14 protein-coding genes and 1 tRNA gene are annotated in these 19,233 nt (G+C 61.5%); 7 read left to right on the top strand and 8 right to left on the bottom strand.

What is annotated here, in order from left to right; all coding sequences use genetic code 11:
- Positions 1-33 precede the first annotated feature (33 nt).
- Positions 34-1,392, top strand: a complete 1,359-nt coding sequence (gene rimO / locus ACILSQ_RS07515; RefSeq protein WP_395742976.1) for a 30S ribosomal protein S12 methylthiotransferase RimO — start codon at positions 34-36, stop codon at positions 1,390-1,392.
- A 98-nt stretch (positions 1,393-1,490) separates the two neighbouring features.
- Here the strand turns inward: rimO and ACILSQ_RS07510 are convergent, their stop codons facing one another.
- Positions 1,491-2,942 carry a tannase/feruloyl esterase family alpha/beta hydrolase gene (locus tag ACILSQ_RS07510; RefSeq protein WP_395742975.1) on the bottom strand — a complete coding sequence of 484 codons (1,452 nt, stop codon included), beginning with the start codon at positions 2,940-2,942 and terminating at the stop codon, positions 1,491-1,493.
- Positions 2,943-3,038: 96 nt separating this feature from the next.
- On the opposite strand from ACILSQ_RS07510, the gene ACILSQ_RS07505 reads away from it, so the two are divergent.
- On the top strand, positions 3,039-3,728 hold the full coding sequence (locus ACILSQ_RS07505) for a PIG-L deacetylase family protein (RefSeq protein ID WP_395742974.1): 690 nt from the start codon (positions 3,039-3,041) through the stop codon (positions 3,726-3,728).
- A gap of 15 nt (positions 3,729-3,743) precedes the next feature.
- Here the strand turns inward: ACILSQ_RS07505 and ACILSQ_RS07500 are convergent.
- The 3 genes from ACILSQ_RS07500 to ACILSQ_RS07490 all read right to left on the bottom strand — a co-directional run bounded on the left by ACILSQ_RS07500 (position 3,744) and on the right by ACILSQ_RS07490 (position 10,034).
- Positions 3,744-3,819: transfer RNA gene (locus tag ACILSQ_RS07500), tRNA-Lys, on the bottom strand.
- 112 nt (positions 3,820-3,931) lie between these two features.
- On the bottom strand, positions 3,932-6,970 hold the full coding sequence (locus ACILSQ_RS07495) for a hypothetical protein (RefSeq protein WP_395742973.1): 3,039 nt from the start codon (positions 6,968-6,970) through the stop codon (positions 3,932-3,934).
- Positions 6,971-7,004: 34 nt separating this feature from the next.
- Positions 7,005-10,034: a hypothetical protein gene (locus ACILSQ_RS07490; RefSeq protein WP_395742972.1), complete on the bottom strand. Its 3,030-nt coding sequence runs from the start codon at positions 10,032-10,034 to the stop codon at positions 7,005-7,007.
- A gap of 83 nt (positions 10,035-10,117) precedes the next feature.
- On the opposite strand from ACILSQ_RS07490, the gene ACILSQ_RS07485 reads away from it, so the two are divergent.
- The gene (locus tag ACILSQ_RS07485) at positions 10,118-10,891 is read left to right on the top strand and encodes a polysaccharide lyase (RefSeq protein ID WP_395742971.1); all 774 of its coding nucleotides are present in this window, start codon (positions 10,118-10,120) and stop codon (positions 10,889-10,891) included.
- Between the two features lie 69 nt (positions 10,892-10,960).
- Here ACILSQ_RS07485 and ACILSQ_RS07480 read toward each other — a convergent pair whose 3' ends face one another.
- The 4 genes from ACILSQ_RS07480 to ACILSQ_RS07465 form a co-directional block, all read right to left on the bottom strand.
- Positions 10,961-11,251 carry a hypothetical protein gene (locus ACILSQ_RS07480; RefSeq protein WP_395742970.1) on the bottom strand — a complete coding sequence of 97 codons (291 nt, stop codon included), beginning with the start codon at positions 11,249-11,251 and terminating at the stop codon, positions 10,961-10,963.
- A 60-nt stretch (positions 11,252-11,311) separates the two neighbouring features.
- A complete protein-coding gene (locus ACILSQ_RS07475) occupies positions 11,312-13,345 on the bottom strand; it encodes an FAD-dependent oxidoreductase (RefSeq protein ID WP_395742969.1) in 2,034 nt (677 codons plus the stop codon).
- A 77-nt stretch (positions 13,346-13,422) separates the two neighbouring features.
- Positions 13,423-14,397 carry a PmoA family protein gene (locus tag ACILSQ_RS07470; protein ID WP_395742968.1) on the bottom strand — a complete coding sequence of 325 codons (975 nt, stop codon included), beginning with the start codon at positions 14,395-14,397 and terminating at the stop codon, positions 13,423-13,425.
- A gap of 50 nt (positions 14,398-14,447) precedes the next feature.
- On the bottom strand, positions 14,448-15,239 hold the full coding sequence (locus ACILSQ_RS07465) for a TatD family hydrolase (RefSeq protein WP_395742967.1): 792 nt from the start codon (positions 15,237-15,239) through the stop codon (positions 14,448-14,450).
- Positions 15,240-15,326: 87 nt separating this feature from the next.
- Between ACILSQ_RS07465 and ACILSQ_RS07460 the strand changes: the two genes are divergently transcribed.
- From ACILSQ_RS07460 to ACILSQ_RS07445, 4 genes are all read left to right on the top strand, one after another.
- Positions 15,327-16,805 (top strand): hypothetical protein, encoded by a 1,479-nt coding sequence (locus tag ACILSQ_RS07460; RefSeq protein ID WP_395742966.1) that lies wholly within the window; start codon positions 15,327-15,329, stop codon positions 16,803-16,805.
- A gap of 69 nt (positions 16,806-16,874) precedes the next feature.
- Complete coding sequence (locus ACILSQ_RS07455) at positions 16,875-17,687, top strand: MlaE family ABC transporter permease (protein ID WP_395742965.1); 813 nt, start codon at positions 16,875-16,877, stop codon at positions 17,685-17,687.
- A gap of 70 nt (positions 17,688-17,757) precedes the next feature.
- Positions 17,758-18,483 carry an MIP/aquaporin family protein gene (locus tag ACILSQ_RS07450; RefSeq protein ID WP_395742964.1) on the top strand — a complete coding sequence of 242 codons (726 nt, stop codon included), beginning with the start codon at positions 17,758-17,760 and terminating at the stop codon, positions 18,481-18,483.
- Between the two features lie 71 nt (positions 18,484-18,554).
- Positions 18,555-19,232 carry a hypothetical protein gene (locus ACILSQ_RS07445; protein WP_395742963.1) on the top strand — a complete coding sequence of 226 codons (678 nt, stop codon included), beginning with the start codon at positions 18,555-18,557 and terminating at the stop codon, positions 19,230-19,232.
- Position 19,233: the final 1 nt, after the last annotated feature.

Below are 19,233 nucleotides of genomic sequence, written 5' to 3'. Positions count from 1 at the left end.
GGAGGCCGTAATGGCGTTAAGATGTGCGCCCCCATGATCAAAGTCGGCCTCGTATCCCTCGGTTGCGCGAAGAATCTCATCGACTCGGAAATCATGATCGGCCACCTCCAGCAGGCTGGCATGGTCATGACACCCGAGGCGGATCTCGCGGATGTGCTCATCGTGAACACCTGCTCGTTCATCGACATGGCCAAAAAGGAGAGCGTGGGCGCGGTGCATGACGCCGTGGATGGCCGCGCCGGATCGAAGAAGCGCGCGAAGCAAAAGATCATCGTCGCAGGTTGTCTCTCCCAGCGTTTTTCCCAGGACCTGCCGGGCCTCATGCCTGAGGTGGACGCCTTCATCGGACTGGACCAGATCACCCAGGTGGCGCCCATCATTCAGAAGCTGGTCGGCACCAAGGAGCACGAGCAGGAGAACCTGGTGACCCGCCAGCCGCAGTACATCCCGGACTACGACACACCGCGCTTCCGCCTGACGCCGCAGCACATGGCCTACATCAAGATCGCGGAAGGCTGCAACCATCCCTGCTCCTTCTGCATCATCCCTCGCATCCGCGGCCGCCACCGCAGCCGCACGCAGGAGAGCATCGTCAAGGAAGCGCGCCAGCTCATCGCCAACGGCGTGAAGGAGATCAATCTCATCTCCCAGGACACGACCTATTTCGGCATGGACAAGTGGACCGAAGAGCGCCCGAAACCGCGCAGCGGCGTGGACTCCACGAAGGGCGAATCGCTTTCCTCCCTCATCCGTGAGCTGAACAAGATCGAAGGCGACTTCTGGATCCGCCTGCTCTACACGCATCCCGCGCATTGGAGCGACGACCTCATCCAGGCGATTGCCGAGAGCCCGAAGGTGGCGCGCTACATCGACATGCCGCTGCAGCACATCAGCGACCGCATGCTGGGCCTGATGAAGCGCGAGACAGACGGCGCCTACATCCGCGATCTGATCAAACGCATCCGCACCGGCATCCCCGGCATCGCCATCCGCACCACCTTCATCGTGGGCTTCCCCGGTGAAACGGAGGCGGATTTCAATGAGCTGCTGCAGTTCATCCAGGACACGAAGTTTGAACGCGCCGGCGTCTTCAACTACTCCCGCGAGGAGGACACCCGTGCCGCAAAGATGGAGGACCAGATCCACCACATGACGCGCAAAGCCCGCTGGAACGAGGCCATGCGCGCCATTCAGCGCAGCATCGAAGGCTTCAACACCACCCAGGTGGGCCGCAAGATGCGCGTCCTCGTCGAGGAGCCCGGCGTGGCCCGCAGCGAAATGGACGCACCGGACATCGACACCACCGTCTTCGTGAACAAGAAGCTGCCCGTGGGCAGCTTTGCGGATGTGACCGTGAAGGAGTGGCGCGGGTATGATCTGGTCGCGGCGTGAGCCGCGGATGACGGGCAAGTGATTGTCAAGGAGTGGTCAAGAGGTCAAGGCTCGAAGCTTGACTGCTTGACTGCCTGACCAGCTTTGACCGTCGACCTTCAATCCGCCGCCTTCGGCCTGAACCTCTCTGCCACACGCTCCACTCCACCACGAGGACCGTTCACGGCCTTGAAGGCGCCGCCTTCCCACACAGTTTTTTCCGGGTAAGGGTACAGCGGAAATTCGAGCCCGGTTTTGCCTTCCACCACGCGGCGGGCGGCGAGGGTGTGGGGAACGGCGCCTTTCTCGCGCCAGTTGATCACGAGGCCGAGCATGTCTGGCAGGCTGTTGATTCCCGGGCCGGGGCCGTGGCTCATGCCGGGAACGATGTAGAATTTGCAAAACGACGCCGCTTTTTCGAGGGAACCAAAGTGCTCGATGACGCGCTCATAGTAGTCGAGTGAGGCGTGGTAGGGTACGCAGGAATCGGCGGAGCCGGAAATCATGATGAGCTTGCCGCCGCGTTTTTCAAAGGCGCTCAGGTCGGCGTTTTCTGCGTTGAGATAAGGACCGAGTGCGGCGGTGTAGGTGTCGATGTCCTTGCCGAAATCCAGGCTCATGAGGTCCTTGTCCTTGCCGAAAACCCACTGGAAAAGATACAGGTGGCCGTGGGCAATCTTGAAGCTGCTGCCAAAGGGAATGCCGTCGAAGATGCGTTCGCCGGTGACGGCGTGTCTGGGGCCGTCAAAGAGCTTTTGCAGGGCTGCGGCGTGTTTGTCCGTCAGCGTGGGGTCCTTCTTGCGAGCGAGCGCGATGACGGCGGCGATGTCCTTTTCATTGCAGCGTGGATCCGAGACGAGTTTGCCGGCGGTCTGCGGCATCTCTCGCGCGGCCATGTACTCGTTGCCTGCGGCGATGATGCTGGCGTCCTGCTCAGGAGTGAAGGGGCAGAGGTGGAAGATCTGCTCGTTCCAGAGGAAATACGCATGCAGCGGCGTGCGGCAGTGGGCGGGGACATTGGCGATGATGCCGTCGTAATCTTCGGGATAGCGCTGGGCCTCCTGCAGCGCCTGCTGGCCGCCGGTGGAGCCGCCATTGAAATAGGAGTACTCGGGCGCGCGGCCATAGTAAGCCTGCACCACCTGCTTGGAGACGGCGGTCATGAGGTGGGTGGCGCGATAACCAAAATCCTTCCACACGTCCGGCTTGCCGATGCCGGAGTCCGAATTGGGAGCGGTGCCCATGTCGGTGGTGGCCACGGCGTAACCGCGGGCCATGTAGCCCAGCAGGCTGCCCGAGCTGATGCGACCGGCCGCGCCGCCGTTGCCAAGACCGATGAAGCGCTTGTTCCACTTGTCCGCCTCCGGCAGGCAGACTTCCACGTTGATGTTGGAGTCCTTGCCCGGATTGAGCACGATTTTCACCACCGTGTGCGGCGGCACCTTGCCCGCAGGCACTGGCTCGATGAGCGTGATTTTTCCTGCGTCGATCTGAAGCTGCTTGAGTTCATCGGGGCCGGCCAGCGCAGTCGTGGCGGCGAGGAGGAGGATCGCGAAGAAGGGGTGTTTCATGTCGGGGTCACAAAACGCGCCTGGCTGGTTTTTCCTGCGCACGGATGTGCGATTTGGCCGCTTGCTCTTCCGCGGGCTTTTTGCCATGCTTGGGTCATGACTCGCACCATCCTCGCCATCGGCGCTCATTATGACGACTGCCCCTTCGGCATCCCCGGCACCCTCTTGCGCGCAGTGCAGAAGCATCAGCGCGTGGTGATCCTGAGCCTCATTGGCGACTACACGAACTGGCCGCCGGTGAAAGGCCGTGAGCAGGGGCTGGTGATACTTTCGAAAAAACTGGCGGCAGAGCGCGGCATGGAGATGCGCTTTCTGCCCTACAAGAGCCTGGGCTTTGAGCCCACGCTGGAAACAAAGCGTGCCGTGGCGGAAGTCGTGGCGGATGTGAAACCGGACACCGCCTTCATGCTCTGGCCCCGCGACCGCCATCCCGACCACGAGGCCGCCAGCGCCATCTGCCATGCGGCTCTGTATCAGCCGGCGCGCCTGCTGGGACGGGATGAGGTCAAGTCTCCTTCGCGCGTTTACTGGTACGACAACGGCCCCGGCCACACCATCGGTTACGAGCCGGACACCTATGTCGATGTTTCCTCGGAATGGCCTGCCGCCAGCGAGTGGCTGGGGCGCCTGATGGCCTACGTGCGCAGGGAGGAGTATGACCCGGCGAAAACGGATGCCGCCATGGAAACCAAAAGCGTGCTCTCCCGCTATCGCGGTCTGGCCTGCGGGGCGAAGTATGCGGAAGCGCTCAAAAGCGTGCGCCCGGTGGTGAATGCCGAGCTGTGAAACCACTCTTCAGAGTGGTACCCCCGGTAGGATTCGAACCTACGACAAATTGATTAAGAGTCAACTGCTCTACCAACTGAGCTACGGAGGCATGTTTGAAACCAAACAGCGTTGGAGGGAGTGGAGTCTTAGTCATGTCCGGGCTCAGTGCAAGTGAGTTTTGGCGCGGCGGGAAAGTTTCAGCCGGGGTGGAGGCGGCGCCCTCAGGGCAGGGGCGAGATGCGGATCTTGTGAAATTCGGTCCTGCCAGAGGACGCTGCGACGCCGCTGTTAAAGCGCAGGAAACTGACATTTCCCTCGATCTTGGCACCATCACAGACATGGGCGCCATCAATGAGCAGTTCGGTCTTTTCCAGCGTGGCCTTGAGGGTGATGTGGTAGAGCTTGTTGGGCTGATAGGTGAAGACCCCGGCTGTGCCGGCCTGTGGATAAAGGCCAAAGGTCTTTGCTTCTGCATCTTCCACTGCCAGTTTGACGTTGCCCAAGATCACCTGCGGCCGGCGGCTGCCGAGAGCGTTGATGTCGAAGTCGATCTGAAAAGGCGGCCTGCGGTTGAAATCGTACTGCATGCCGCTGCGGCCTCCGGCGGCGATCATGTCGGCGGTGCGTGTCCACTCACCGGCCACGGGCGTCCATTTGAACCTGTTCGCGGGAGCCAGCGGATCTTCCGTGGGGCTGCCCGGCGCTTCTTCCAGATGAGCACTGATATAGAGATTCACATCCGCCGCCTCTTGCGGATTCTGGGCGGCTTTGCACAGGGTCTGCGCCCGCGTCTTCCATTCTCCGCGGACCTTCGACATGCGTGCATTGACGCTGGCATGGTAGCCGCGCAGCAGCAGGTCCAGCGCGACTTCGCCTGGAAGTGACACAGGCATGTCGTCCGGTGTCAACGCCCTGCCGGATTTCAACTGCGAGATGAAGGCGCGCATTTTGGCGGCTTCCTCGTCTCTCTTGATGCGTTTGAGTTCGTTCGCCAGCACTTCGGCTTCGGTCAGCGCGGTGGCATTGAGATCGTCGATGGCGCGCTTGCACGCGGCCTCAAAGCCGAGGCGCAGCGCGGCGAGATTCACGGGGGCAGCCTGCTCCTCGGGCCTTCCACCGGGAGGCTCCAGCCGGCGGATTTTCAGGCGGCGGATATGGGTGCGGGAGTTCGCATTGAAGAAGCGTTTGGAGAAGCCGAAGGTGGAATCCTCCGGCATTTCAAACAGGCTGCCGGGCTGATAAAACGGGTGATAGCCGACCACGATGTCACGGTGGTTGAGGCGAAAGGTCACGGCGCCATTCTGGCAGATGATGTGAAATTGCCACACCTTGCCGCCGCTCGGCGGAGTGATTTCCGGCTCGGGCCAGGTGTAGATGCTGCGCAGGCCGCCAAACGGGATGGATTTGCTGTCCTGCCACTGCATGCAGGAGATCCAGTGGGAGCTGTTTCCCCGGCAGTGATAGCCGACCATGATATCGAGGCCCTGATTGACGGAGCCATCTTTCACCTCGTATTCACCCATCAGTTCGAAGTTGGTGCCCGAGCGGCCGTTGTGGACGATGTAGCCCTGGGCATCCTCGCCGTTGATGACGAGAGTGCCGCTCTTCAATCCGGTCCAGAAGCCGCTGAAGCGGTTCCATTCCACGAGATCGGGTTCGGCCCAAAGGGAAAGCCATTTGCCGGCAGTGGCAAAAGACCGCTCAAACTTGCATGCGGCGATGCGTTGCAGCAGCAGCTTGGGGGGCTCTCCCTGGAAGCGGGCGGTGAGATCCTGGTAGCTTTGCAGCGCGTCAGCCACCTTGTCGAAACGGTACAAATCCTCCGCCGCCTCCCATTCCTTGTCCAGACCGAGCGCGAACAACCGCGACTCACCACGGATGCTCTCTTCATTCTCGGCTCCATTGAGATGCAGGTGCCGCGAGCGCCGGGTCTCCCGGGGGAAAGGCACGGGCACCTGCTGCAGGGTTTCATCCGCCGTTTCATAATCCCCGGCGGCCCAGGCGATCTTGCCAAGATCTGCCAGACGCCATGGGTGTTCCCACACACGGTACACATTCTTGGATTCCGCCATAAGACGGCAGGAGTGAATGGCCGCTTCTTTCATCGGCGACTGGGAAAGCACCCTGCGGATGTCCGAGGAATCGTACGCAAGACGGTCGATGGTGCGACGCATGGCCGCCGCAACGGCTGTATCGTCACGGTCTGTGAGAGCGCAGGCGCAGTAGAATGCCTTCATCTTGTCCAGACTGTCGTGCCTGCCATGGCGCAAAGTTTCCAGATAGTTGTGATAGGCCGGGTAGTGGTCGAACTCCACGGCAGTCGCGCGGTCAAACCACTGCCGAGCAGTCTCGCCAGAAATGCCGTTGCCGGATTTCACGATGTTGATCATGGCGGCAGCGGCGGCGGCGCGGTCCGGGCACAGTTCCCAGGCCTTGAGAAAATGCGCGCGGGCTTTGACCTGATGCACATCCTCGGTGCGGCCTGCGGCGAGTCTTCCTTGCAGCATCTCGCGCAGCCACGGGCTGAAATGCGGTGTGTCGCAAAACTGCTCCACTTCGGTGGCCTCCGTGGAGGCTTCGTTGAGATTCACGGTGCCAAAGATGAACTCCGCATCTGCATACAGCAGCCGGTCTTCCTCCGGCTTATAGACAGCGGGGTTCACCGCGCTCTCGATGATTCGCCGGCGGCGTTCGGCATTGACCTTCACCACGGACTCCGGGGTTTTGGGGTCACGCCCCCGGGTCTCCTCCTTCAGGTCGTTGAGGAAGAGAATGAGGACGGAAGGGTACTCCTGAAGCTGCTTGTGACGGAAGGATTTGGAAATGCATTCGCGTGCTTCGGTGAAGCCCTCATTGAAATTCCAGGCCGCCAGGCCGGTGAGCCAGTACACGAGAGGGTCATCCACACCTGCCTTGATGAGAGCCGTGCCCTCCTTGTTCATCACCTCCCAGGGGCGTTGCGGGTCCACATCGGGGTGGCCGGCATTGGCCATGAGCGCCTGCTTCACAAAGCTGCGCGCCGCCTCGGCCTGCGCCGGCCATTTCTCCAGATGTTTTTCAAAGGGTGGAAGAAACACGCGCTGCATCCAGGCCAGGCGGTCGCGGGCGAGGTCCGCTTCAAAGCGGGTGCCGGGCTGGATCTCGATGGGAGCGATCTCCTGCTCGGCCATGAATTCGCGCGCGGCCTTGCGCCAGTCGGTGTCAGCAGCGGTGGCATGGGAAAAAGCCAGCAGTGGCAGCAGCCAGAAGATTGTTTTCATGGGGTGGGATGACATCGAGAATGTGAAAAAGAGATCAGGGCAGCGGTGAAATGCGGATCTTGTGGAATTCGGTTTTGCCTTTGGAGACCTTGTCACCGCCTCGGAACTGCAGCACGTTGATCTCTCCTTTGATCTTTGGCCCGTCGCAGACGTGAACGCCGTCGATGAGCAGTTCGGTTTTCTCCGCCGTGGCTTTGAGGGTGATGTGGCGGGGCTTGCCGGGCTCGTACTCAAAGAGCTTTTCGCCTTTGGGCTGCGGGTAGAGGCCGAAGGTGTTCTTGTCGCCCTCGCCGGCAAATTTGACGTTGCCCAGATACAGATGCGGTCGGTTGCCCTCGAGCACGTTGATGTCGAAGTCGATCTGGAAGGGCGGCCTGCGGTTGAATTCATAAGTCAGGCGGCTGTCGCCACTTCCAGTGAGGACTTCGGAGGTGCGCTGCCAGTCGCCGGAGAGCGCCTGCCATTTGAATCTGTTCGCAGCAGCCAGCGGTTCCTCCTCCTGGGCTTCTTCCAGGCTGGAGCTGATGTAGTGCATCACCTCCGCGGCCTCTTTTGGGTCCTGCGTGGTCTCCCGCAGACGGAGCGCGTCTTCCTTCCACGCAGCGCGTGCGCTCCGCAGGCGCGCATTCAGGCTGGACTGGTAGCCGCGCAGCATGGCGGCGAGAGTCGTCTCGCCCGTGACGGAGGAGGGCACCGCGCTGAGCCTGGCTGCCTCACTGGATTTCAATTGGGACGCGAAGACGCGTATTTTTCCGGCTTCCTGATCCTTGTGCGCACGCTCGAGTTCGGCAGCCTGGGTTTCAGCTTCCAGCAGCGCCATCGCATTGAGGTCGGCGACAGTACGCTCACATTCGGCCTCGAAGCTGTCGCGCAGGGCATGCAGCTTGACAGGGATGCGCGCTTCCGGGGGCACAGGAGGCTCCAGCCGCCGAATCCGCAGATTGCGGATATGTGTGTGGGATTTCGCATTCAGAAAATGATGGCCGAAGCCGATGGTGGAATCTTCCGGCATGACAAACTCCTCACCGTCTCGGCCAGCGACGCGATGATCGACCACGATGTCGCGATGATTGAGCCTGTAAGTGACGGCGCTGTTGCGGCAGACGATGTGAAATTTCCAGACCCTGCCATTGGCCGGCGGGGTGATGTGCGGTGCAGAGGTCTGGTAAGTTTTGCGCAGCATGGAGGCCACGGCGAGCGCCTCCGAACTCCATTGCGAGCAGGAGATCCACTCTTCGCTCATCTCCTTGCGGTGGTAGCCGAGAATGATGCCGAGTCCCTGGGCCGTGTCGCCCATGCCCAGCACCTCGTATTCTCCCATGAGCTCGAAGTTTGAGCCGGTGTGACCATTGAGCGAGATATAAGCACGTGCGTTGGTGCCTGTGTTCACGAGCGTGCCGTCTTCCTGCCCGGCCCAGGAGCCAGTGCCTTTGTGCCATTCGTTCAGATCAGGAGCCGCCTTGATGGGCACCCATTTGCCTGTGGCAAAAGCGGCTTCAAATTTGCAGGCGGCGATGCGCTCCAGCAGCATCGTGGGCGGTGTGTCCTGGAAGCGTGACGCGATGTCCTGATAGTTTTGCAGCGCAGCGCCGGGCTTGTGCGATGTGTAGGATTCCTCCGCGGCCTCCCATTCCTGCTTCATTCCCACGGCAAAGATGGCTGACTGTCCGCGTACGTCGATCTCGCTGATTGCATGATGCAGCAGACGGAGCGAACGCGAGGGCAGCGGAAAGGGCACCTTTTGCAGCGTCTCGTAGGCGGTCTCATAATCGCCGGCCTTCCATGCCATGACCCCCAGGTCTCCCATCTGCGAAGGATGCTGCCAGGTGCGGTACACATGCAGCACCGTCTCCTGCATCGGCGGCTGGGAAAGGAGCGCGTGGATGTCAGACGAGTCCTCCTCCAGATATTCCAAAGTGCGGCTCATGATGGACGTGATCGTGGAGTCAAACCGGCCGGTCAGAGCGCAGGCGCAGTAGAAGGCCTTCATTTCATCCAGGCTGCCGCCCCAGCGCGGACGCAGCGCCCAGAGGTAGGCGGAGAAGGCGGCATAGTGCCGCGGCTCGGCGCCGGCGGCGCGGTCAAACCACTCGCGCTCCAGGTCCTGCGGCCTGCCATTGCCGCATTTCACGATTTCGATCATGGCCGCCGCGGCGGCGGCGCGGTCAGGGCGCAGTTCCCAGGCCTTGAGATAATGCGGTCGCGCCTTGAGCTGATACTCTTCAAATTTCTGCCAGTTCTCCGGCGACACCGTGTTTGCCCAGCCTTCACCACGATGGCTCCAGGCGATCTGGTTTTGCAGATTGCCCTGCAGCATTTCGCGCAGCCAGGGGGTGAAATGCGGCGTCTCGCAGAGCTGCTTCAGCTCCTCCGGGCGCTCCTTCAGGTTTTCCCGGTTCAAGACATACACCAGGTCATGAAACAGCAGCCGGTCATCTTCGGGGCCATAGACGGCGGGATCCAGCGTGCTCTTCATCACCAGCTTGTAGCGTTCCTGGGCATTCCTGGCGGCGACCTCCTTGGACTCCGTGTTGCGCTGCGTTTCTTTGGCGATGTCCTGGATGTAAACGGCCAGCATGGACGGGTAATCATTCAGCATCTTGGGACGCATGGCCTTGACCAGGTGAGCCCAGGTTTTGTCATAGGCCTCGTTGTGCTCCCAGGTGGCCCAGGCGGCCAGCCAGAGCACCAGAGGATCGTCCACGCCGGCCTTGGCCAGGTCCTCTCCCTCCTGCGCCAGCACCTTGAAGGGGCGTTTGGGATCCGCATCAGGATTGCCTGCCTTGAGCATGAGCCCCTGCTTCACAAAGCTGCGCGCGGCCTCCGCCTGCGCGGGCCATTTTTCCAGATGCTTTTCAAAGGGTGGAAGCAGGATGCGCTGCAGCCAGGCCCAGCGCTCGCGCTCATAGTCGGAGAAAGCGGGTATCTCTCCCTTGAATTCGATGGGCGCGAAACCCTGGTCCGCCATGAACTCCCGGGCTGCTTTGCGCCAGCCGGCCTCTTCCGCCGAAACGGATGTCATGGCCGCAATCGTCAGCAGCAGCAGCGGAAGAATCTTTTTCATGCGCCTGAGATGACAACAGAATCAACACCAGTGTCGAGCCTGATTTTTGCTGCTTCGTCTAGGTGAAGGGCTTATCTGTTACCATGCGCTTCTTCATCCTCTTTCTCTGGACTTCATGGGCTTCGTCACTCCTGGCGGAGCTGCCGCTCAGCATTTCCTTGGAAGGTCCGGCAGGGACCTACACCATCCAGCAGTGGAAGCACGACTGGCCGGGCTGTGAGTTTGAAGGCGGAGTGGCGCAGGGGCGCGTGGCCGTGGTGGAGGGCGATGCGCAGAAATGGCTGCGCGTGAACTTTGCCGTGGGCAAGATCGGCCCGGAGGAAGGCGGCGCGGGCTGGCGCATGCCGTTGGGCAAACATGACACGGCGGAGCTGAACTACACGCTGCGCTTCAGCAAGGACTTCGAATTTGTGAAAGGCGGCAAGCTGCCCGGCCTCTGCGGCGGGCCGGACAATGTGAGCGGCGGCCGGCGCGCGAATGGGACGAATGGCTTCTCCGCACGCCTGATGTGGCGCAAGGACGGGCGCGGCGAGGCCTATGTGTACCACAAGAATCAAAAGGGCGACTATGGCGACAGCTTTGCCTTTCCGGCGGACTTTCGCTTTCCCACGGACAGGCCGGTAAAAATACGCATCGCGGTGACGATGAACACCGTGGGCAAACGCGATGGCACGCTGCGCGTGTGGATCGATGAAAAGGTGCTGGTGGAACGCACCGACATGGAGTGGCGCACGGTGGAAACCTTCGGCGTGGACGGCTTGTACTTTGAAACTTTCCACGGCGGTGGTGACGCCTCCTGGGCGCCCACGCGGCCGTGCTGGGTGGAGTTCGCGGAGATGAAAGTCCGCCACCGCTAAAAGAATTACGTGGCGGATGAGCGAGTCATCCGCCACGTGCCAACAAACATGGCCAGCAAACTTGGTTTTTTAGAACAGGCGGAGGCCTGTGGAACTGTTGACATTGAGCGGGGCCACACGGGCATTCACGCCGGTGTTCACACCCACACCCGATGACCTGCGGTAGTAGTTCGGATGGTTGTGCCCGTAGTAGCCGTTGTTGTTATAGTAGCCGTGGGGGTGGTTGTGGTAATACCCCGGATTGGGGCGGCCATAGCCGTAGCCCGGACGGGCACCCGCGTAGGCGCCTGCGCCGACGTCACAACTGGACAACGTGACTGCCAGCACGCCGAGACTGAGGAGAGAAAGAATGTTTTTCATGGAGGTGGAGATTTCACTCCATAAATCGGCTGAGCCCGGAATGCGGTCGTACTTTTTCTCCTACCTGGCCTGGATGAGCTGCACCGCATCCGCCCCCACAATGCCGTCGGTGTCCTTGTTGCTGATGGTGATGACGGCCGGCTTGCCGGCGGTGAAATGGAAGATGCCGAGGCTGATGAAAAGCTTGTCGATCGGCGGGGCCTTGCGTTGATTGACGAGCACCGTTTGCGTGCCATCCGCATGCTCGATGCTCACCGGCACGTTGCTGGCGCGGTTTGACGCGGAGGCATAAGACACGCGTACTTCATACCTGCCAGTAGCGGGAATTTTCAGGCGGTAGGTGAGGCTCTTGGCGCCTTTTTCACTGTTGGCGTCATGCAGGCTCGCGCCATCCACCGGGCTGCCGTAGGAGCTGCCGGTCCAGTGGCCGGTCTGCTCGGCATCCTGCTCGCTCATCACAATGCCGGGCAGCGTGGCGGAGCGCACCATGCTGGCCAGCGAGGCGAGCTCGAGCACGGCTTTCTGGGCGAGCAGCTTTTTCCGCAGCGCGGGCACGTCGATGTTTTGCACGGAGGTTTTCGCGTGGATCGCCATCACGGCGGCGAGACCGGAGGCCTGGCCCAGCGCCATGTACACGGGCTCCATGCGCAGAGAACAATACGCAATGTGACTGGCGGAGAGGCACACGGGCACGAGGAGGTTTTCACACTCGCTGCGTTTGGGCACGAGGCTGCGGTAGGGGATCTGGTAGGGCAGCGCCGGCGTGTCCTGAAAGCTGCCCTCGTCACGCACGGTGCCGTCTTCCGCGAGAATGCGCTGCACGATGTGGCAGTCGATGAGGAAAGAGCCCATGCCGACACCGTCGTTTTTGAAAATGTCGGTCTGAAGGTCCTTCTGCACCATCACGTATTCGCCGATCATGCGGCGGCCTTCGCGGATGTAGAGCGCGTAGGGCCAGAAGGCGTTGTCGGCAAACTCGTCTTTGCACAGGCCCCAGGAGTTGGTCTGCTCGCGCAGGCTCAGCGGCACGCGCTCATCGTGACCGAGGAACCACAGCATGCCCTGGATGAAATCCGTGTGGTCCTGCCAGATGCGGGCACGGGTGGCCGCGTCGCCATCGGGATAGTCGAAGTTCGCGCCGGGGTAGTCCGTGGAGAAGAGACCCTGGGCATTGAGGTCGTATTTGCCGTTCGCGACATTGCCGAGATGAAACAGGCGGCCGAAGCGGATGCCGGGAAAAGCCTGGATGAGGCGCAGCAGGAGTTCGTACTTCGCGGCGTCATAGCTGGCCGGTTTTGGAAAAGGGACTTTGATGTCCGCGCGCTGCGTCACGCAGATGCGGAAGTTGTAGCTCTGGGTGAGCTTGTCGGCGCTGCCAGGGGCCAGCTTTGACGCAGGAAACACGCCGTAGATGGGCTTTCCCTGCGCGTCCACGCCGGAGATGCTGATGGGGGTGCCGTGGATGTAGGCGGGACCTTTTCCGCCGAGGCTGGGGCAGTCGCTCTCCATCACCTCGACCGTGCGCGGACGAATGGGCATGGGGTGATAACCCGCCAGCGGCTCGCCATACTGCGCGGTGCTCTCGCGCCCGACGATGTAAGTCACCTTCGCCGCCGCCATGAGGTCACCCTCATAGGTGGCGTCGATGAAGACCTTGCCTTGATAGCGGGTGCCGTCGGCCGTGGTCAGGCTGGTGATGCGTGAGCCTTCCTTGGTGATGGATTTGAGCGTCTCCCCGGGGACCACCTTCACACCTGCTTCTTTGAGCATCGTTTGAAACGCCGCCATGTTCGCGCTGGGCTCCGCATACCACATGGGCGTGTCCGGCTTCAAGGCGGCGGCGCGGGCGAAGAACTCGCGCGGAAAGCCGCCGATGGTCTCCTCCTTGCCCACGTCGGATTTGCACAGCCCGCCAGTGACCATGCCGCCGATCCACTGCGTGGGCTCGATGACCACCACGGAGGCGCCTTCACGCGCGGCCACGATGCCCGCGCTCAGTCCGGATGGCGTGCCGCCGTAGATGACGAGGTCAAAGTCTGCCGCGGCAAGAGACGAGGAAAGGCCGAAAAAGAGGAGAAAACGCTGAAAAGACATGGGGCGAAAAAAGAGCAGGCAGCAACGCCGTGCATCTCTTTTCGCCCCGGATATGGGTCAATTGGGTGACGATCTGCTTATTCTTTAGCGAAGGCTTCGTAGGCTTCGGCTACTTTGCCTTCCTTCTCATCGCCCTTGTGGAAGAAGAAGAGGTGGCGCAGGAGGGTGTATTCACCTTTCTTCAGCTCGTAGGTGCCATCAGATGCGTTTTTGTCGAGAGACTTGGTACCGAAGGGGTTGGCGGTGAAGAGGCCGTAGGTGCGGACGTGCCAGGGGGTGGGAAAGCGGAAGCTGGAAGGGTGGTTCAGCATGGCCACGCCAAGCTTCTCACCGCCGACGATGCCGTAGTAGTCGCACCACTTGGCGCGCTTGCCCCAGGCGTCCACGTCTGTGATGCCTTCGCTGTTGATGATGTGGCCGCTGCCTTTTTTACCCTTGCCGATTTCAACGGCCATCTCAGTCGGCACGCGGATGCTGAGACCCGCGTCCTTCTTGTCTTCAAACGTGGCGGGGCCTTCGGTCGCCAGCAGGATCTGCTTCATCTCGATGCTGCGTGTGCCTTCGCCCACGCGGAAGATCATGGTGCGCTCTTCTTCCAGGTATTTTTTTCCCTGGGGGTCGAGGTAGTCAATGATGGAGACGAGGACGGCGGAGTCGGGCTTGGCCTCCAGCGTCTTGAACTCACGGTGTTTCTCGCTGCCAAGGTGGGTGGTGCGCTCGGCGCTCTTGGGTGAGTCGCCAAAGGTGGAGCGCTCGGCCCAGGACTCCACGCCGTTGATGCCCTCGCTGCCGAAGCAGATGCCGCGGTGGTGCGGGTGGTCGTGCTGCTCGCCTTCGATGGTCTTCATCGGGTAGTTGCGGGTCATCTGCTTGCCAGTGGGGCCGAACACCGGGGCAAGGTAGGGCTTGTTGGCCTGATCCACGACGTATTCGGCGAAGACCTGCCCATCCACCTTCACGATGGCACCACCTGTGGCGGTCTTTTCAACGGTGAACTGGGCGGCGCTGGCCAGCGACGCGAGGAGGAAGGAGGTGGCAAGGAGGAGTTTCATGGTGGTGGTGGCAGTGAACGTGGATGAGATTGGAATGCTTTCGGCGGAGATCAATCCCAGCCGCGGAAGAAATCGAGGGCGGTGCGGGTGGTGCTGGCCGCCACTTGTTCCACGGGCTCGCCGCGCAGGGCGGCGATGGCGCGCGCGGTGTCCGCCACGTAGGCCGGTTCGCAGCGCTTGCCGCGGTTGGGCACGGGAGCCAGGTAGGGGGCGTCCGTTTCGATCATGTAGCTGCCCGCAGGCACCAGGCGCGCCGTCTCGGCAATGACACCTGCGTTTTTGAAACTGACGATGCCGGTGAAGGAAATGAGGTGGCCGCGCTCCAGCAGCGGCTGCGCCTGCTCCAGCGTGCCGGTGAAGCAGTGAAACACACCCCGCAGCCGGTCGCTGTAGGGCCGCACCAGCGCGGTCAGGTCCTCCCAGCTCTCGCGGTTGTGCAGGATCACATTCAGCTTCAGCTCCGCCGCCAGCTCCATCTGCGCGGTCAGCACGCGGGCCTGGTGCGCCCGCCAGTCGTCGAGGGTGAAACCCTCCGCCGGCGCATGAAAGTAATCGAGACCGATCTCGCCGATGGCGCAGACCTTGGGGTGTTGGGCGAGCTCACGCAGCTCGTGGACCCAGGCATCACCGTTGACGGAATCCACATCGCAGGGGTGAATGCCCACGGCCACGCGCACATCGGGTTCGTTTTCAGCCAGGGCGAGGAGCTTGCGCGCGTTCTCTAAATCCGTGGCAGGCGCCACCATGCGGGTCACGCCCGCGGCGCGTGCGCGTGTCAGCACGGCGGGCAGGTCGCCGTCAAACTGTTTGCTGCCGAGGTGGGTGTGCGTGTCGAAAAACATGCCCTGCGCCTTCGCATTTGGAAGGCGGGTGTCAAGCGCCTGAATTAGTCCTTTCCACACGCGGCGAAGTCATGGTAAACCACCCGCATGTCTCTTCGCCGCCTGCTTCTGGTTTTGTTCTGTCTGCCGGCGTTTCTGGGTGCCGCGCCGGAAGATTATTTTGGCATTCATGTGATCGATGAAAACACCGGGCGCGGCGTGCCGCTGGTGACGCTGAAGACCACGAACCACATCGCCCTGACGACGGACAGCGCGGGCTGGATCGCCTTCAATGAGCCCGGGCTGATGAACCGTGTGGTGTATTTCAGCATTGAGGGACCTGGTTATGCGCTGCCAAAGGATGGCTTTGGCTTTGTGGGCGTGCGGCTGACGCCCAAGGCCGGGAAATCCGCCGAGGTCAAAATACTGCGCACCAATCTCGCGGAGCGCCTGTGCCGGCTGACGGGGCAAGGCATCTACCGCGACAGCACGCTGCTGGGCCATGAGCCGCCTCTGCCGAGCCCGAACCTGTCTGCAGATGTCATGGGCCAGGACTCCGTGCAGGTGGTGCCATGGAAGGGGCGCTACTTCTGGATCTTTGGCGACACGCTGCGGCCGAACTACCCGCTTGGAAACTATCACTCCACCGCCGCATGGAGCGATGCGCCGGACACCGGCGGCCTGGATCCTGAGCACGGCATTCACTTTGAGTACATCACCGATGAAAACGGCGCCGTGGCGAAGATGCTGCCAGTGGAGGAGCCCGGTGCGGTGTGGCTCTTCGGCATGCACACGGTGATGGATGGGCAAAGCAAGGAGCACCTCATGGCGCACTACTCGCGCTGGAAGGATCTGGGCAAACGGCTGGAGCACGGCCTGGCGGAGCTGGATGAGGAGAGCGGGCGCTTCCGGCGCATCGCGGTGCTCGGAGATGAGTTCTCATGGCAGCACCCGCAGAACAATGCCGTGCGGGCCAAGGGGGGGAACGGAGACATGATTTACTTCGCCACGCCTTTCTGCCAGACCCGCGTGAAGGCCGATTACGACGCGGTGCAAAACACCTCCGCCTATGAGGCCCTGGCGTGGTCCGCGGAGCATGGGGATTACGTCTGGCAGAGCGTGCTGCCGCCCACCACCCAGAAGGAGGAGGAACGGCTCATCGCCGAAAAGAAGCTGCCGCCGGAGAAGGCCCGCATGCAGGTGGTGGACGCGCAGACCGGCAAGGCGGTGCATCTGCATGCCGGCAGCGTGCATTGGAACAAACACCGCGAACGCTGGATCATGATCGCGGTGCAGCAGGGAGGCGGTGAATCCTTTCTGGGAGAAGTCTGGTATGCGGAGGCCTGGCAGATCGACGGCCCCTGGCGCAAGGCGGTGAAGATCGCCACGCATCCGAAGTACAGCTTTTACAATCCCAGCCACCATGCGTTTTTCGACCAGCAGGACGGGCGCATCATTTATTTCCAGGGCACCTATGCCGAGACCTTTTCCGGCAATCCCGTGCCCACGCCCCGCTACGACTACAACCAGATCTTGTACCGCCTGGATCTGGATGATGAGCGTCTGAAGGCGGCGCACGAGGACTGAGGAAAGCGTGACGAAAAAGGCACAGCGTCATGCCTTCACGCAGCATGAGGACTGGGCATGCATGGCGGCATGGTTTTACCGCGATGCACGGACTGGCTGGCCTTCACGGGCAGGCTGTTCCTTGCCTTCCTGTCGTGGCTGGGGCAGATCGCGGCGCTGATGGGGGAGCTCATGGTGGGCCTGCGGAGCTGCCGCTGGCGGCTGAAGCTGGTGGCGCAGCAGATCGTGTCGATCGGCTATGGGTCACAGCTTGTGGTGGTGGTCACGGGGGCCTTCACCGGCGCGGTGTTTGCCTTTCAGTCGTTCGCGAAGTTCAAGGAGTTCGGCATCGAATCGACCGTGGGCGCCATCGTCTCGGTGGCGCTGTGCCGCGAGCTGGGGCCCGTGCTGGCGGGACTGATGGTGTCCGGGCGCGTGGGGGCCGCAATGGCGGCGGACATCGGCACCATGAAAGTCACCGAGCAGATCGATGCCCTGCGCGTGATGGGCGTGCACCCGGTGGACTACCTGGTGCTGCCGCGCTTTCTGGCCATGTGCGTCTCCATGCCGCTGCTGGTGGCGGAGAGCATCGGCTTCGGGCTGATGGCCTCGTATGCGCTGATCGTGTACGGCTTTGATGTGCCGGGCGGCTGGTTCTGGCAGCATACCCTGGACCATACGGAGGCGATGGATGTGGGCATCGGCATGATCAAGGGGCTCGTCTTCGGAATCATCATCACGCTGATCAGTTGTCATCAAGGACTGGCGGCGGAGAACGGCGCGGTGGGCGTGGGCCTCGGCACCACGCGCGCCGTGGTGTTTGCCTCGCTCTCCATTTTGATTTCGAATTTCTTTCTGACCATCGCGCTGAACTATGTCTCGCCGATGGGGGCGGGGGGCTGAATCTCCATGCTTGCTCTTTTTCGGGCGGCCCGCTAGCCTGCGCGGAAATTCAACCTAAATCAGCACCGCCATGTCCGCTTATCTCGCAGAACTCCTCGGTACCATGATCCTGGTCCTCCTCGGCGACGGCGTCGTGGCCAATGTGGTGCTGAAACAAACCAAGGGCAACAATGGCGGCTGGATTGTGATCACCGCCGGCTGGGGCCTGGCTGTGGCGATTGCGGTTTACTGCACCAACGCGATCAGCGGCGCGCATTTGAACCCCGCCGTGACGCTGGGACTGGCATCGATCGGCAAATTTGGCTGGAACGACGTGCCTGGCTACATAGGCGCGCAGATCGCGGGAGGGTTTCTCGGCGGCGTGCTCGTCTGGCTCGCCTATCTGCCCCACTGGCCGGTGACCGAGTCCAAGGGCGACAAGCTGGCCGTCTTCAGCACCGGGCCGGCGGTCCGCCACACCCCGGGCAATCTGATCTGCGAGGCCATCGGCACTGCGATGCTGATGATTGGCCTGCTGGCGATTTTGTCTCCTGCCAATCTGCTGCCCAACTCCGGCTGGGACAAAGGTTTCGCACCCGCCATCGTCGGCATGCTCGTGGGCGCGATCGGCCTGTCTCTCGGCGGCCCCACCGGCTATGCCATCAATCCCGCCCGCGACCTCGGCCCGCGCCTCGCCCATTTCGTGCTGCCAATCCCCGGCAAAGGAAACTCCGACTGGGGCTACTCCTGGATTCCCGTCGTCGGTCCGATCATCGGCGGGATTGGAGGGGCGCTGATTTACAAGGTGATCTGGTGAGCGGGGGCATGTCAGCATGAGAGCTTGCGCAGACTGACTGATCAACTATCTTTCAATCAACTCGTTGGAGGATGCAGCATGAATCCGGAGCAATTTGCAGCCCAAATGCGTCAAGCACGCTTGAAGTCGCCCTTGAAGACGCGCGCGGAGGCACTGAAGCAATTCTCCGAGGTGGAGGTTTATTTGCAACGACACGCCTTGCTGCCGAAATCGAATCGCTCCGGCGCTGGTCAGAAAGAAGCGGAGGCGGTCGCGACTTCGAAGAGCTGAGAAGGCCACCAGATGCCTTTGGGTTCGAGCATGAAGTCTGGTTCCCAAAAGTGAGTGTGGAGAGGCCGCGTGTGTTGAAGGCAACTTACGACAACTCATTTGGAGTGATGGCTGATGGCAGCGAAGCAACTCCAATCAAATACCTTGAACGCCTGCTGCTTCAGAACCAGGTTTTTGGCGATGATATTGAACTGGAAGGTGTGGTCGAACCGAGCTTTGCGTTGATTCGAATCATCACATCACAACAAGCAATCCAGGGCCGGCCGGCCGAACTGGAGGAGATCGAGGTGTTTTTCAGTCAGCGCGATTTCAAACGTTGTTTTTGGCGTGGCAGGAACATCTGGTTTCGAAACGCCGACAGGATCATCTGTGCAGACACCCATGGGGGCAACATACTCGTGACCCAGGATGGCGAGATGGCCGCCATTGACGTTCCTGCCATGCTGGCCCCCGATGATTTTTCGTTCCCGCCGCCATGAC

Source organism: Prosthecobacter sp. (assembly GCF_044227185.1).
In the GTDB taxonomy this organism is placed as follows: domain Bacteria; phylum Verrucomicrobiota; class Verrucomicrobiia; order Verrucomicrobiales; family Verrucomicrobiaceae; genus Prosthecobacter.
Note: the sequence above shows the minus strand (reverse complement) of the source record. Positions and strands in the feature narration are given on the sequence as shown.